Source organism: Nostoc sp. DedQUE08 (assembly GCF_034530895.1).
Taxonomy (GTDB): Bacteria; Cyanobacteriota; Cyanobacteriia; order Cyanobacteriales; family Nostocaceae; genus Nostoc.
On the sequence record NZ_JAVRCD010000103.1, the window covers coordinates 1 to 15660 of the forward strand.

The 15660-nt window shown below is 40.9% G+C and carries 12 protein-coding genes; 9 read left to right on the top strand and 3 right to left on the bottom strand.

What is annotated here, in order from left to right; all coding sequences use genetic code 11:
- Nucleotides 1-139: 139 nt before the first annotated feature.
- Nucleotides 140-1612 carry a lipase family alpha/beta hydrolase gene (locus tag RMY64_RS35360; protein WP_322702526.1) on the bottom strand — a complete coding sequence of 491 codons (1473 nt, stop codon included), beginning with the start codon at nt 1610-1612 and terminating at the stop codon, nt 140-142.
- 158 nt (nt 1613-1770) lie between these two features.
- Nucleotides 1771-3726 carry a hypothetical protein gene (locus RMY64_RS35365; protein ID WP_322702527.1) on the bottom strand — a complete coding sequence of 652 codons (1956 nt, stop codon included), beginning with the start codon at nt 3724-3726 and terminating at the stop codon, nt 1771-1773.
- Between the two features lie 728 nt (nt 3727-4454).
- Between RMY64_RS35365 and RMY64_RS35370 the strand changes: the two genes are divergently transcribed.
- The 9 genes from RMY64_RS35370 to RMY64_RS35410 all read left to right on the top strand — a co-directional run bounded on the left by RMY64_RS35370 (nt 4455) and on the right by RMY64_RS35410 (nt 14606).
- Nucleotides 4455-5849 (top strand): NADH:flavin oxidoreductase, encoded by a 1395-nt coding sequence (locus tag RMY64_RS35370; protein WP_322702528.1) that lies wholly within the window; start codon nt 4455-4457, stop codon nt 5847-5849.
- A gap of 66 nt (nt 5850-5915) precedes the next feature.
- The gene (locus RMY64_RS35375; protein WP_322686529.1) at nt 5916-7382 is read left to right on the top strand and encodes a cytochrome c; all 1467 of its coding nucleotides are present in this window, start codon (nt 5916-5918) and stop codon (nt 7380-7382) included.
- Nucleotides 7383-7393: 11 nt separating this feature from the next.
- Nucleotides 7394-7804, top strand: a complete 411-nt coding sequence (locus RMY64_RS35380) for a hypothetical protein (protein ID WP_194046581.1) — start codon at nt 7394-7396, stop codon at nt 7802-7804.
- A gap of 88 nt (nt 7805-7892) precedes the next feature.
- Nucleotides 7893-9326: a c-type cytochrome gene (locus RMY64_RS35385; RefSeq protein ID WP_322702529.1), complete on the top strand. Its 1434-nt coding sequence runs from the start codon at nt 7893-7895 to the stop codon at nt 9324-9326.
- A gap of 72 nt (nt 9327-9398) precedes the next feature.
- Nucleotides 9399-11039, top strand: coding sequence for a lipoxygenase family protein (locus RMY64_RS35390; RefSeq protein WP_322702530.1), 1641 nt, complete (start codon nt 9399-9401; stop codon nt 11037-11039).
- Nucleotides 11040-11068: 29 nt separating this feature from the next.
- A complete protein-coding gene (locus tag RMY64_RS35395; RefSeq protein WP_322673176.1) occupies nt 11069-11374 on the top strand; it encodes a putative quinol monooxygenase in 306 nt (101 codons plus the stop codon).
- A gap of 19 nt (nt 11375-11393) precedes the next feature.
- Nucleotides 11394-12446, top strand: coding sequence for a saccharopine dehydrogenase family protein (locus RMY64_RS35400; RefSeq protein WP_322702531.1), 1053 nt, complete (start codon nt 11394-11396; stop codon nt 12444-12446).
- A 339-nt stretch (nt 12447-12785) separates the two neighbouring features.
- Nucleotides 12786-14339, top strand: coding sequence for a cation:proton antiporter (locus RMY64_RS35405; protein ID WP_322673178.1), 1554 nt, complete (start codon nt 12786-12788; stop codon nt 14337-14339).
- A 51-nt stretch (nt 14340-14390) separates the two neighbouring features.
- Nucleotides 14391-14606 carry a hypothetical protein gene (locus RMY64_RS35410; protein WP_322702532.1) on the top strand — a complete coding sequence of 72 codons (216 nt, stop codon included), beginning with the start codon at nt 14391-14393 and terminating at the stop codon, nt 14604-14606.
- A 105-nt stretch (nt 14607-14711) separates the two neighbouring features.
- On the opposite strand, the gene RMY64_RS35415 is transcribed toward RMY64_RS35410, so the two are convergent.
- Nucleotides 14712-15266 carry a DUF3124 domain-containing protein gene (locus tag RMY64_RS35415; protein WP_322673180.1) on the bottom strand — a complete coding sequence of 185 codons (555 nt, stop codon included), beginning with the start codon at nt 15264-15266 and terminating at the stop codon, nt 14712-14714.
- Between the last annotated feature and the right edge of the window lie 394 nt (nt 15267-15660).

The window sequence follows — 15660 nt, forward strand, 5'->3', positions numbered from 1 at the left end:
ATTTGTCATTTGTCATTTGTCATTTGTCATTTGTCATTTGTCATTTGTCATTTGTTATTTATTATTCTCCCCTGCTCCCTGCTCCCTGCTCCCTGCTCCCTGCCCCCCTGCTCCCTGCTCCCTGCTCCCTCTGCCTCTTTCATTGCCATTGGGAAATTTCCAAGCGAACTGCTGCATTTGTTCCTAAGATTTTTTGACCGCGTTCAGGTAAAGAAACATACGCAACATATATATCTGGACTAGATTCTGAAGTCGGATTTAATTTTGTTACTGGCTCTTTTTCTTCAGAATTCCAACTGTATTTAGCCTCATAAGTGCTATTTGATTCGGCAACATCAGTAATTAGATAGTCAGACCACAAAGGTACTTGGTCGAGATGATGGTCGCGTAACCAATTCGTCTCTTGTTTTGTAAAGGAATGCAGTGCTAAACGCAAGGCATATCTACAGGTATTATCATCATTGACTGAGTTTCTGGGGATTAAGAAAGCTGTAAATAGCGGAATAGGTTTATCTGTTCGGGTTAACTCTTGTGTAATTGGGCAATAATGAGCGATCGCTTGCTCATATATAGGAATAGGAAGACCACGCAAAGCCACCCTAGTTTCTAGTTGATAAAAGTTCTTGTCCAGGTCTTGTAACTCAACATTGCTCAGAGACAGTTTCACCTGAATATCACCAAACAAAAATCGTTGCAGGTTTTGATAACCTTCTTCGGAGTTCAATATGCCATAACGTCCACCATGAGAGCGATGAACATAAGCACGATGAGATCCAAGGATATAAGCTTTATCAATCTGAACTAGACCATCACTTTTCACTCCAACAAGATTGCGTGAAAGACCAAAAGCTTCTTCATAATCATGTGCATTCGTGCCGATTAGAGAAAAAACGCGGCTTGGCGAAAATGCATTATCTATACTTTGTAATTGTTGTAGCTGAAAGTTATCGGGTAACTCAGCCGTTGGCTTAATATTAGGTGTTAAATACTGGTACATCCGTTGAGGGCCAAAGTCATCAGAATTATTCAATTGAAACCTGTCCCTGAGATTTTCAATTAAGCCACCCCCGACCTCAAAATAAATACCACCATGAGGTGTAGCGTAGGTAAAGAATTTGTCAATATGATCGGCAGCTTGCTCGCCTTGTTCTGGATAAATCTTTTCAATCAAGCTGCGACAAACAAGACCTCCCATCGAGTGGGCAACCAGATAAATTTTGTCCGCACCTGTCGTTTTTTTGACATTCTGGATCAAGTCTCTTAAACCCTGAGCTATTTGCTCCATTTCCTGCCGAACGACACTTGATGAGCCAAAACTAGGTGTAGATATATCATAAAATCTATAGATCCAAATAGTTTGATGAAGTCGATCGGACAATCTTTTAATCTGATTGCTTACATTCTGATTGTCAACAATCGGTTGATAACCATGATCGGTCATTAGCCGCAGCAATGGACTCTCGAAAAAAAACTTCTGGGGATTTTCCTTCTCATCTACTCGAATATGGGTTGAACCACTATTGAATCCATAAAACGGATCGTTGACTGTTTGCTCAACGTCTTTTTCTGTACCTGCATATCCACGAACGAAGACGATTGGTAAATACGCCATATATATCCTTGCTATTTAATCAATATTTTTTCTCGTTCCCAGATTTAACCTGGAAACGAGTGCAGAATATCAAGACAAGTTGTCTTAGTACAACATTTTATTAATTCGTAGCGAATTCTCTGCGTTTAAAACACTACGATTTTACACGAAAGCTGTACTTAGAAAGTTTTCACGAACTCAATTAGGGCTTTCTTATCTTCATCTGGGAGATTTGAGCCAAAATAATGACCCTCATCTTCTACAAAATCAGGAGATTTGTTGGCTCTTAAAAGTACACGTGCCAACTTACCCTTAATTCCACCCTCCGGTTTCAAGTCTTGAAAAAGGCTGCCGAGATTCAGAGATGTAATCGCCTCTCTCATATTGATGCTTGCTAGCAAATTCACAGGCGTACCTTTAGGAACAGGAAGCCTAAATCTCGGATTCGGATCTCCTGGAGGAAGCTCTAATTTGGTATCTTTAGATGTCCTGCTGATAATTCCCTCACGCTTTTCAGGCCACAGCAGCTTTTCCATCGCATCCGTATAGGCTTCTACACGTCCTTTCACTGAAGGATCTTCGTTGTAAAGTCCTAGTGTGTTGTTGTGCAGAAGTGGTGCTGTTGCCCAAATGCTCACTAGTGAGGGTGTACGGTAATATCCCAAACCGCCATCAGGTATCTTAAATTCGATGGGTTTTTTCTGATCGAAGGGGTTGTACAGTGTCAAAGTACCTGGTGAAGGGAGTTCTTTGAACGTCTTCGATGAGAACTGATCCCAAATATGCCCTTTAGAGGCATTTGTTCCTAGCGATCGCGCTGCATTGGTTCCAATTAAAGTAACTGGATAACGCTGGTCATCAGACAAGAAGTTGTGGTCGAGGAAATTACTACTGAGTACAGACTCTTCGTACCATTTTTGAGCCTGTTCGGGGTCAGCAGCGATCGCAGCTGGTGGCTTTTTGCTGGAATGGCAACTAGCACAAGTGCTGGCAAAAACCAGCTTCCCACGTTTGAGAACTTCCTCATCTTTAGTCAAGAACTGTTCGCCACCTGGTGCATCTTTCAGGTGCATCGGCTTGATGGTTTTCAAGAATGCTTCGGCATCAGCCATGCGTGCTTCTGTCTGTCTCCAGCCTTCGCACTCCTTCCGCGCCTTTTCAATATCAAAAGGTTTTTGGGGAGTTCTGCCTAATAAAGGCTCATGAAGACTTGTCCAGTAATCGCCGCACATCCCAATGTTGACGTAGACGCGTAGTGAGGCATTTGCCACTCCTGTAGAGTCTGCACCATCCTTGAGAATATGATTAACATCCTTGGTTGAACCATCGTTCATCACCTCTGGATATTTGGGGCGATCGCCTAAATTAAAAATGGCATTGATCGCATTCGGATTATTGATGTGATCGGTGGCAATCCGAGAAGTATCAGAGGTACCAGGTTTTTGAGAATCTAGTACTTGCTTAACAAAACTATTTTCTCCAACGCTGGATGCAAATAATTTATTTTCCTTAATGTACTGATTACCCAATGCTGGTACCAGGTTTTCCCATCTGGGATGTTCCTTGTCTTTGGGTGGATTGAGGGGATCTAACGCTACGTGACAGATGGCGCAGGACTGCCCGATTACGTATGGAGGCTCAATTTGTGAAGTTTTGGCATATTCAACAGGGTTCCATTTTGTCGAGTCGAAGTTGGGGTTTTGGAACTTACGCAACCCAATAACACCAGTTGAGAGCGGATCTTTACATTTATCTAGCCACAAACCATATTCATCTGGTGCTGTCGCCTTTTCACATCCAGGATCGTTAATTGCACCATAACGTTGCAATCGCTCGTCATGCACGCGCGAGTCAATCAGCTTTAGCAGGTCAACACCACCATGCGTTCGCTTCGCTAAATCACGATAGTACTTAGAATTACCGCCAGTCCATAAGTACCAAGTGCAACGACCCCGTTTTTCGGCATCTGTCAAATTCTCCTTTGTGTACTCTGGGAGATAACCGATACCCTCGCAGTTATCAGGGTATTCAGATACACCCGTATCCGAATACTCGGTACTTATGGACGTAGGTATTTCACTATACTCATCGGCTAGAGCTGTAGGCGTTCCATAAAAACCGCAGACTATAAACATAGTCGCGAATAGGAGGAGCAGACAGCCCTTAAAAATTAGACTTGTCTTTTTCATAAAACTCTCTGGTTGTAACACCTAAACCTTTCCCACTGCACCTCACGTTTGCAGAGGTACATTAATGCTTCATCACCAATTTCCCATTTTCCAGATTTAGTCTTGGGATATTTTGATGATTAATGTACCTTACTGAGGTTCGTTATATATGAAGTTACTACACAACTTTGTAAAACGTCATCAATAAACTTTTATACATTTCTACATCAAAAATTTAAAAATTTGTAAATTTACAATGGTCTTCAATAACCAATTTGCTATGGTTATATCGATTTCCTACCTACTTGGTTAGGTTTGTAACAAATTGTGAGCAGATCCTTTTAGCTACTTTTAAGGTTGCCTTAACCTTTTAAGAAAAATAAAAGACGGAAATTTTCACTTTTTTTAAGAATTGCTCTGTAAATACCGATAGGTTTACAAATTGCAAAAGTCTTTATATAACTGTAAAAACCAATAAGGATAAATATCCATGCTGAAACTGGTTAAGTAAATTTAAGTAACAAAAACTTAATACTTAGCGATCGCATCCGAAAACCTCCACTGTAGATTTGTAGACATAAAAAACTGCTCTCCCAGAGACCTAAAAAATAGTTCTCTGGCGAGACTGTTAGTGCTACGAATAATTTTGACACCTAATTTTATTGCCGAAACAATAGATAAAGACAGAGAAACACATGGAAAACGATATTATATTTGAGCCATTGAGATTCCGTAATCTCACAGTAAAAAATCGGATATTTCGCTCTAGTATTTCTGGCAGATGGGATAACTATGATGGTTCAGGTACTCAAGCCCGAATCAACTGGGAAGAAAAGTTTGCTCGTGGTGGTGTAGGAGCGATTATTAGTTCCTTTGTCCCAGTCGCCATCCGGGGACGAATTATGCCCAATTACGCCACCATTAACTGTGATGAGCGCATTCCTTTTTGGCGAAAAGTAGGAGAAAGAGTCCACGAATATGACTGTAAATTTATTTTGCAATTAAGTCATTCGGGGCGACAGCAAGATATTAGTGGTGTAGAAAACTTAGGAAAAAAAGCCTTAAGTTCCACTAGCCAAACTGAGCCATTCCACGGCTTTTTGTGTCAAGCGATGACAATAACAGAGATTAAAGAAACAATCCAATACTTCGCCGATGGCGCTAGACGTGCCCGTGAAGCAGGTTTAGACGGAGTAGAATTGCACAGTGCTAATGGATATCTTTTTAATCAATTTCTCAGTTCTGGAATTAACGACCGTCAAGATGAATATGGTGGTTCATTAGAGAATCGAGCGCGGTTTTTGCTAGATGTAATTAGAGCAATCCGCAAAGAAGTAGGCAACGATTTTCATCTGCAATTCAAAATTAGTGCCGTTGACTATAACAACGCCGTCACCTTTTGGGAAAAACCAGGTAATACCATAGAAGATTCTATCCAAGTTTGTCAATGGGCAGAAGAAGCTGGGGCTGATGCCATGCATGTGTCAACTGGTAGCTTATTTCCTCACCCACTCAATCCCATTGGTGATTTTAATTTTGATATCATTACTAAAACTTATGATTCCATGTTGTCAAGTGGCGTAGAAACTACACGCAACTACATTTTATTTCGCAAAGCATTTTTGCATCCAATTTTCAATTTTTTATGGAATCGTGTGAAAAAACAATTGCCTCCTCAAGCATTTAGTGGTGATGATGTAAAAGATCCTAAAATCAAACAGCTACTAATAGAGAATCAAGGCAGAAACTTACTAGATTCCAGAGAAATTAAAAAGCACGTTAATATTCCCGTATTATGTACAGGTGGTTTACAGCAAGCTTCTTATATTCGTCAGGCAATTAGCGAGCATTATTGTGATGGCGTGACAATGGCTCGTACCCTAATTGCTAATAATGACTTAGTTAAATCTTTTAAAGAAGGTAAAGACCTGGCAGATAAACCCTGTACCTATTGCAATAAATGTCTGCTGAATGTAATTGAAAATCCTTTGGGTTGTTACGAGCAGGATCGCTTCAATAGCTATGAAGAGATGATGGAAGAAGTAATGTCAGTTTTTCATGAAACTCAGTTTGCAAATTTATCTAGATAAACAAGCGATGCGGATCGCATCGACAATTTCGCTTACAAATAATCTCGACAAAATGGGGAGTGTTTCATGACTGAACAAACAAACCCTACCCTACTTCCAACCTCAATCAAAGGAATCTTCCAGCGTATTTGGGTTGTAATTGTAGGTATTGTAGCAGTAGCAGTATTTTTCCTTTGGCCTGTTTTATCTAACTCCCCAGTGGATTATGCTGATATTGAAAACCATTTTAAATATGGTTCAATCGGCAGCGAACCGGTCAATGGCATTCCTTACTGGATTTGGAAAGTTTTACCAGAATTATTCCCAGATAAATTACCTGGAAAAGGTTATACTTCTTTAGGATTTATCAAAGAACCTGACAAAGATTTACCTATAGGTTTTTCGCAAAGGCGAGTCTTTATCGATAGAGTTAGCTTGAATTGTGCTGTATGTCATACAGGAACGCTGCGAAATACTCCCAATAGCGAACATCAAGTCATCACGGCAATGCCTGCTAATGTAGTTAATTTGCAGGGATATATCAAATTCTTGTCAGCAGTTGGTGTAGATGAGCGCTTTACTGCTAACCGGATGTTGCCAGAAATTGAAAAAATCAGTGGTGGTATTAATCCCATTGAAAAATTACTTTATCGCTTCATTGCAATTCCTCAAACTAGAGATGCACTAATTAATCAGGCATCTCGACTTAAATTCGTTGAAAAACAACCAGATTGGGGCCCAGGAAGAGTAGATACTTTTAATCCTTATAAAGCAATTCAATTTCATTTCCCAATGGATAAGTTGCGTGAGGATGAACTGATTGGTACTTCTGATTTCCCTTCCGTTTGGAATCAAAAACCCCGTGAGGGATTGCAGTTACATTGGGATGGTAATAACACTTCCGTTGATGAACGAAATAAGAGTGCAGCTTTAGGCGCTGGAGTCACACCCACAACGATTGATTTGCCTCGAATTCAAAGAGTTGCCGATTGGTTATGGGAACTACCACCACCAAAATATCCCTACGAAGTTAACGAAACTATAGCAGCGAAGGGAGAACAGCTTTTTCAAAGCAATTGTGCTAGTTGTCACGCTTTTGGTGGTGCATATACAGGCAAAGTTGTCCCAATTCAAGAAATTGGTACAGACCCTCATCGTCTTGACTCATATACCTACAAAACGATGTCTAACCAAAATACTCTGTATACAGGGTATCCGTGGCGCTTTAAGAATTTCCGTAAGACTAATGGCTATGCAAATATGCCCCTTGATGGTGTTTGGTTACGTGGCCCTTATCTGCACAATGGCTCAGTCCCCACCTTACGGGATTTACTAGAAACACCAGAAAATAGACCTAAAGAATTCTATCGTGGCTACGATGTCATTGACAGAGCAAAAGTTGGCTTTGTATCTGATGTCGGTGTAGAAAACGGTAAGCAATACTTTAAGTTCGATACCACAAAACCTGGAAATAGTAACAGTGGTCATTTATATGGAACCGATCTTCCTACAGAAGATAAAAATGCCCTAGTTGAGTACATGAAAAAGCTTTAAAAGGAGAAAAAATGAATAATTACGCTAAATGGTTTAGTCGCGTTACTTGGGTTGGCATTATTGTTAATATGCTTTTTGTCATTCCCTCTTGCTTCTTTCCAGAATTAATGCTGACGTTCCTGAAAATGCATATACCAGAGCCAATTATCTGGGTTCGTGCTGCGGGAATGCTGTTGTTTATTATTAGTGCATTTTATATTCCTGGGGCACTTGATCCGTACCGATATCAGGCAACTGCCTGGATATCAATATTTCCTTCAAGAGCTTTTGGATCAACATTTTTCATTTGTGCAGTACTTTTCTTTGGACAAGATAAAGGATTTTTATCCATTGCCTTTGTAGACCTGTTTTTTGGATTAGCGGAACTAGTTCTTCTAACCCTAGCAATGCGTAGCAAAATGCAATCGCTGCAATTCCAGTGAAGCAATTATCTTAATTTTATCCCTAGCTTAGTGTAGATATATTCCTGCACTACAAACAGATTCTTCTGCAAAGGAGCAAAAGAGTGCCATGACAATACTTAAAAATAAAATAGGTAGGGTAATCACAAGCATAGTTTTAATTGCGATCGTTTTAGCTGGTGTAGTTGGGTATGTGGGATGGTACAACCTTTTTCGAGAGGTTCCCACATATTATGAATCGCCTGAAGAACACTTTAAATATGGTTCTATTGGCACAGAAGAAGCGCAAGGTGTTCCCTATTGGATTTGGCTGGTACTACCACGAATATTCCCTGATAAATTACCAGGGCCAGGTGGTTATACTTCCTTGGGAATCACATGGGAAGAGGGTAAAGAAATGCCAGTTGGGTTTACGAAAAAAACCATTGGCTTCCCTCGTGTCGGTATAACTTGCGCTGTTTGCCATACTGCCACCTATAGAAAAACAGAGAAAGATAAACCCACAATTGTGGCTGCTGCTCCTGCTAATAAGTTTGATTCGCAAGGCTATTTACGATTTTTGAGTGCAACTGCTGGCGATCCTAGATTTACAGCAGATTATATCCTTGACGAAATCAAATATAATTACAACCTTTCCTGGTTAGAAAATTTACTTTATCGCTATCTGCTAATTCCTCAAACTAAGAAAGCACTGCTGCAACAAAAGGAAGACTATAGTTGGACAGATTCCCGTCCTAACTGGGGGCCTGGTCGAATTGATCCTTTTAATCCGGTTAAATTCAATACTTTAAAGTTGCCTAAAGATAACACTATTGGCAACTCTGATATGATGCCTCTTTGGAATCAAAAGATGCACAAAGGGTTTGCACTTCATTGGGATGGCTTAGAAACTTCACTAACAGAAACTGTTCAAACTGGAGCAATTGGTGACGGTGCTACCAAAAAATCACTTCCTGTAGCCGATTTACAACGAGTAGAAGATTTTATTCAAGAACTACCACCTCCTAAATATCCATTTGCTATTGATGAGCAAGTGGCTGCAAAAGGAAGCCAAATTTTTGCTAATACTTGTGCATCTTGTCACGCGTTTGGTGGGGAAAGAACAGGTACTGTTATCCCTGTGGAAGAAGTAGGAACTGACCGCCATCGGTTAGATATGTGGACGCAAGAAGGAGCAGATACTTACAATCATTTTGGTGATGGCTACCCTTGGGACTTCAAAAACTTACGTAAAACCAATGGGTATGTATCCGTTTCCCTAGATGGCTTATGGTTAAGAGCGCCATATTTACATAATGGTTCAGTCCCATCTCTACAAGATTTGTTCGAGAAACCAGAGAATCGTCCTCAAGTTTTCTATCGGGGATATGATGTCTACGACCCGAAAAAAGTTGGTTTTATTACTGAGGGAGATGAAGCCAAAGCTATAGGTTTTAAATACGATACCAAGGTAACTGCTAATTCAAATCAGGGACATATTTATGGCACTGATTTATCTGATGAGAATAAAAAAGCTTTGATTGAGTATCTGAAAACTCTGTAATGAAGCTTGTTTGCTAAATCCTGACGTTAATCATTTACTAGCAACCGCTCAAAAATAGAATTGGAGATCATCGTGAAACCATATTTACCACAAAAAGATCCTGATGTTAATGTCCGAATCAATTGGCTAGATAAAAATCGAGAAGAGTACAAGTTTAATTACGATTATCTAGCTCCTCTACCAGTAATCGATAAAGTTCCTCATAAGGAAATATTCTCGGCAGAATATACTGCTAAACGTTTGGCAAGTATGGCAAGCCTTGCACCAAATATGCTAGCTGCTAAAGCCAGAAACTTCTTAGATCCATTGGATGAATTGGAAGAATATGAAGAACTTTTATCACTCCTACCAAAACCCGATGTTATAAAAAATTACAAAACAGACTCTTGTTTTGCAGAACAACGACTCTCTGGAGCGAACCCATTAGCTATCCAAAAAATTGATGTATTACCTGATAATTTTGCTGTCACGGATGAACATTTTCAGAAGGTTGCAGGTACAGAATTTACTTTGGAAAAAGCACTTAAGGAAGGCAAGCTGTATTTCTTAGATTATCCTTTGTTATCTAATATTCAAGGTGGTGTCTACGATAATGTTAAAAAGTACCTTCCCAAGCCACAAGCTCTATTTTACTGGCAAAGTAATGATAGTCCTAATGGTGGTTCTCTAGTACCTGTTGCTATCCAGATTAATCATGACTCTGGTGCAAAAAGCGTAATTTATACACCAGATGACCCCCATTTAGATTGGTTTTTGGCAAAAACCTGCGTTCAAATTGCTGATGGCAACCATCAAGAATTGGGTAGTCATTTTGCCTATACTCATGCAGTTATGGCTCCGTTCGCGATTGTCACTGCGCGGCAACTAGCAGAAAATCATCCCATCGCTTTACTGTTAAAACCCCACTTCCGTTTCATGCTATTTGATAACGATTTGGGACGCACTCAGTTTTTGCAACCTGGAGGCCCGGTTGATGAGTTTATGGCAGGTTCATTGGCGGAATCTCTTGGATTTGTGGCGAAGGTTTATGGAGAATGGAGCGTGGAAAAATTTACCTTCCCTCGGTTAATAAAAAGTCGTCAAACAGACGATCCAGAAATTTTACCGCACTTTCCTTTCCGGGACGATGGCATATTAATATGGAATGCCGTCGAAAAGTTTGTGGCTGAATACTTGCAACTTTATTACCAAACCTCACAGGATATCAGTGACGACTATGAGTTGCAAAATTGGGCTAGAGAATTAGTAGCTCAAGATGGTGGTAGAGTCAAGGGAATGCCAGCCAAGATTGAGACTCTAGAACAACTTATTGAAATCATCAGTGTGGTAGTATTCACTTGCGCTCCTCTACACTCTGCTTTGAATTTTTCTCAGTACGAATATATGGCTTTTGTACCCAATATGCCCTATGCAGCCTACCACCCAATTCCAGAAACTAAAGGTGTAGATTTGGAAACTATCATGAAGATACTTCCTCCTTTTAAACAAGCTGCCGATCAGGTGATGTGGACTGAGATTTTAACATCGTACCACTATGACAAATTGGGTTTTTATGATGAGGAGTTTGCCGATCCATTGGCGCAGGAAATTGTGGTGCAATTTCAACAGAATTTGCACGAAATAGAACGGCAAATAGATATTAGAAATCAAACTCGTCCCATACCTTACAACTACTTCAAGCCTTCGGAAATTATTAATAGCATTAATACTTGAATTAGTTTTACTAAAAAAGAGGAATCACAATGTCAAATCAGAAAGTAACCGTCACCGCTCGATTAAAAGTGAAGCCAGGTTTAGAAGACAATTTTAAGCAGGAATTTCAACCTGTAATAGCTCTTACACTTGCAGAAGAAGGTTGTATTAATTACGATTTGCACCAATCTGCTGACGACCCATCTTTGTTTCTGTTGCATGAAAACTGGGTCAGCCAGGAAATTTTAGCTCAACATCTACAGCAGCCGTATATTAAAGCTTTGAACGAAAAGTCAGAACAATTTTTAGTTGAACCACCTGAAGTCAGGTTATGGCAGCAGATTGCGAACAATTAATTCCTAGCTGGTGATAATAATGACATCAAGGGTGTTATTGTATGGTGCAACTGGCTATGCTGGAAAACTCATTGCTGAATCTGCTAAAAATAACGGACTGGAATTAATTTTAGCTGGACGCAATCAAAGTTCACTAGCAGCTGTAGCCAATGAATTAAGTTTGAACTTTCGGGTTTTTGGCTTAGACGATCCGCAGGCGATCGCTCGCTCTCTTGAGGATATAATTGCTGTCATCAACTGCTCTGGCCCTTTCTCCAAAACCTCAAAGCCACTTGTTGATGCCTGCCTCCAAACTAAAACTCATTATTTAGACATAGCTGGCGAAGTACCTGAATTTCAGGCGCTACAAGCACGAGATACTGAGGCTAAAAGTGCAGGGATAATGCTTCTCCCTGGTGTGGGATTTGGGGTTGTCCCTACTGATTGTGTAGCTGCTTACCTCAAACAGAAGTTAGCAGCTGCAACGCGACTGATTTTAATCTATGAAACAGTCGGCGGTGTATCTCAGGGAACGGCAAATACAGTACTGCCGACTTTACATCATATCGGGGTAGTCAGAGAAGCAGGTAAGCTCATTCCATCTCGCCCAGCATCGAAAAGACGTAAAGTTGATTTTGGTTATGGGCCCGAGACAGCAGTAACAAACCCTTGGCGTGCTGATATTATCACTGCGTTTCAGACTACGGGTATTCCTAATATTGAGGTTTATACCGTATTTCCTAATCCTGTGGGCTTCCTGATGGAGTCGAGCCAGTATTTGGGATGGTTATTTAACTCGTCTCTATTCCAAAGTGCTTTAGCAAGTCTAATTAAAACTCTACCCACTGGGCCAACGGCAGCAGAACGAGCCAAGGGGCAAGTTAGAGTAATTGGTATTGCTGAGGATGAAACTGGTCAACAAGTAACTGCAAAGCTTTTAGGGCCGGAAGCATACGATTTTACGGCGTTGGCGGCTGTAACAGTGAGCAAACGTGTGATTCAAGGCGAAGTTAAAGTAGGATTCCAGACTCCTGCATCTGTATATGGGGCAGATTTTGTCCTTGAAATTCCGGGAGTTATCGGGTTTCAGTAAAGATACAACAGAAAGCTGGGTTTTTTAGGCTTGATAGCGAAAAAACCTGGCTTTTTTTTTCTGACTTTGTGCATTTATTTTAAACCGTTTTGTTCACAAGGTTAGTGGAGAAAGTGCGAGGTCTTCTCTACGAGAGGCTTTGCCAACGACGGGTGGTTCCTGAGCGCAGCCGAAGGACTGCGCCTACGCTTTGACTCTGGGTTTGCTGGTAAGATTGCCGAGCTATGGTAGTGAGTACTGGCTCGTTCTATTCTGAACCCACACCCTGAACTTGCTAATTTGGCATGAATGAAGAGAGAATCTATCAGTCAAGTCAAATTAACTCTCTAAAACGCAATAGTGGATGTTACCGAATTAGTCAAAGTTTCAATTATTCTTTTGGTTGTGGCTACAGGTGTAGCTTTGCTGTCCCGGCGGTTGGGAATCCCTTATGTTACGGGTTTAGTAATAGCAGGTTTGCCCATCACTGAGTTATTGTCTCGTCGGATTGGTTTAAGTCCAACCCTTGTTTTGGATCTTTTCCTGCCAATTCTCATCTTTGAAGCTGGTATTAATACAGATGTCAGTCGCCTACGCAGCACCTTTAAACCAATTGCCCTACTAGCTGGGCCAGGGGCTGTGATTTCCAGTGCGATTATTGCTGTCCTGTTGAAATTTGTCCTGGGACTGAGTTGGATACCTGCATTATTTGTCGGAGTAATTCTGGCAAACACTGATACTGTTTCCATGATTGCTGTATTTAAGGATATACCAGTACCCTCGCGGCTTTCCACCATTGTTGAAGGAGAAACTCTATTCAATGATGCCGCTGCCCTAGTTTCCTTCAACCTGATCGTGCAAGTATATTCAACAGGCTCACTCACATTTGTAGAGGGAATCCAACAACTGCTATTTATCTCTCTAGGAGGCTGCGTTGTGGGTTTAGTCTTGGGCTACTTGAGTATACCTGTATTCGCCCGTTTAGATGATGCCCTTGGCAGTCTTTTGCTGACAGTCGCAGTTGCATTAGGAACTTTTCAGGCTGGGCAATTTCTCGGTGTATCAGGCCCTGTGGCTGTAGTTGTTGCTGGATTGATTTTCGGGAATTTTGGGCTTTCTCGGAATACTTCTGCTTCTAGCCGCATCACTTTATTGAGTTTTTGGGAATATGCCAGTTTTACTGTCAACACCTTTATTTTTCTGTTGATTGGTGTAGAAATAAATTTGGTAACACTCTGGAAAACTTTACCTGCAATTCTACTTGCAGTTTTGGCTTTTCAAGTCGGGCGAGTTCTTACAGTTTATCCGCTACTAGCATTAGTTCGTTGGATTGACCGTCCAATTCCGCTGCGCTGGCAACATTTACTGTTTTTAGGCAACATCAAAGGTTCACTCTCAATGGCTCTGGCATTGAGTTTACCTACAACACTGCCAGGGCGAGAAGTTTTGATAGCTATAGTCTTCGGCTGTGTGCTGGTGTCGTTAGTGGGACAGGGTTTAAGTTTGCCTTGGGTGGTTAAACGCTTAAAGTTATCTAAATTTTCTGAAGTTCAGCAACAGGTTGAAGAGTTGCAAGCCCAGCTGATGACGGGTAAGGCGGCACAAGATGAATTAGATAGCCTATTGAAATCAGGGGTATTACCAAAAGCCGTTTATGAAGAGATGCGTTCAGCTTATCAGGTACGAATTGCCGGTGCAGAAAAAATACTGCGGGAACTATATAATCGTCGCCCTGATGAGGTGGAAGGTAGAAGTGGCAAGAGCAGTAAACTTGAAGCTATTCGCCGACGTTTACTCTTGGCAGAAAAAGGAGCGCTCAATGAAGCAATGCGGAAGCGAATTCTCTCAGAAGAAATTGTGCGTGGGCGGATACAAACTCTTGATGAACAATTATTGAAATTAGAGGATGATTAAAGATGGGGCATTGGGCATTGGGCATTGGGCATTGGGGATAGTCTGGCCTTCGTGAATGAACCTTTAAGCTTCGTTGATGAACCTTTGAGCTTCGTTGATGAACCTTTGAGCTTCGTTGATGAACCTTTGAGCTTCGTTGATAAACCTTTGAGCTTTGTCGATGAACCTCTGAGCTTCGTTGATGAACCTCTGAGCTTTGTGAATGAACCTCTGAGCTTCGTTGATGAACCTTTGAGCTTCGTTGATAAACCTTTGAGTTTTGGCTGATTAGTATCTGTTGCCTCCAGCTATAGATGCAGTCTGAAATTTAATGAATGCATTCCCGTGCGGAACATGGGAACGAGGAAATGATAAATTAGCTTTTTAAAATTTCTATTTTAAAGGCGATCGCTTATTGTTATTTTGACTTTTAATTACCCTACTAGGACTGATAAAAGAAATTCCTTGTTGAAAGTCAGTACCAATCATGACTGCCTCTACTATCGGTTCGGATATTTCGGTTTGGGCTACCCATTCGACAATGAAGTTTGCGCCTAAACCTCCACTGGTGTCATTTCTATTGATAAAAAAATCTGTCGAAGCTAGGGCATCAAGTTGAATAGGGCGCTCTAAATACTGTTTAACTAGTTTCCCTTCTGAGTTATAGTAGCGCACAGAAGTAATAACGATCGGATTAGTCAAATCTGTATTCCGAATACTAAGCGTAACTGCTAACTCAAAAATCTCTTGGCGATTGTGATGATAGATATGAGAGTAGACCGGAACATAAAGAGTTTCACCGCTGGCTATCTTAAAATTCTTATCCAGCGTCACTGTTTTTTGCAATGGGGCTGCTGGAATGGCATCGGGTTGTGATTTGGGTGTTGATTGACAAGATACAAGAAAAATAAGAGCGATCGCTAAAATAATATATCTATACAGCTTCATCAAAACTCACCATTTTTTTATTATCGTAAATCAAGGGGTTTAAGAACCCAACCATTAGACGTAGTGCAGAGGCAAAGTGGCTCCGACTCCAGTCAGTTTCTGTAAATAGACGACGCGGTAGGAGCGCAAGGCCTTGCGCCCCTACAACAGATGTAGTTCAAATATATGAAAACTGCTGTAAGAGGATGTTTGAAAAGTCCTCTTATCGGTATCAAAAGTTTTAGATCCCCCTAAATCCCCCTTAAAAAGGGGGACTTTGATTCCGGTTCCCCCCTTTTTAAGGGGGGTTAGGGGGGATCAACAAGTGCCTAAAATCACAGCCAAAGACTTTTCAAACAACCTCTAAACTCGACTTTATCCATTTTTGGCTACGGGTCATCACAAATGTAGGCGA

Bases quoted from the DNA above. Each gene is read 5' to 3' on its own strand.
- RMY64_RS35385 (WP_322702529.1), top strand. From the start codon at position 7,893: ATGACAATACTTAAAAATAAAATAGGTAGGGTAATCACAAGCATAGTT.
- RMY64_RS35365 (WP_322702527.1), bottom strand. From the start codon at position 3,726: ATGTTTATAGTCTGCGGTTTTTATGGAACGCCTACAGCTCTAGCCGAT.
- RMY64_RS35395 (WP_322673176.1), top strand. From the start codon at position 11,069: ATGTCAAATCAGAAAGTAACCGTCACCGCTCGATTAAAAGTGAAGCCA.
- RMY64_RS35375 (WP_322686529.1), top strand. From the start codon at position 5,916: ATGACTGAACAAACAAACCCTACCCTACTTCCAACCTCAATCAAAGGA.
- RMY64_RS35400 (WP_322702531.1), top strand. From the start codon at position 11,394: ATGACATCAAGGGTGTTATTGTATGGTGCAACTGGCTATGCTGGAAAA.
- RMY64_RS35360 (WP_322702526.1), bottom strand. From the start codon at position 1,612: ATGGCGTATTTACCAATCGTCTTCGTTCGTGGATATGCAGGTACAGAA.
- RMY64_RS35370 (WP_322702528.1), top strand. From the start codon at position 4,455: ATGGAAAACGATATTATATTTGAGCCATTGAGATTCCGTAATCTCACA.
- RMY64_RS35415 (WP_322673180.1), bottom strand. From the start codon at position 15,266: ATGAAGCTGTATAGATATATTATTTTAGCGATCGCTCTTATTTTTCTT.
- RMY64_RS35380 (WP_194046581.1), top strand. From the start codon at position 7,394: ATGAATAATTACGCTAAATGGTTTAGTCGCGTTACTTGGGTTGGCATT.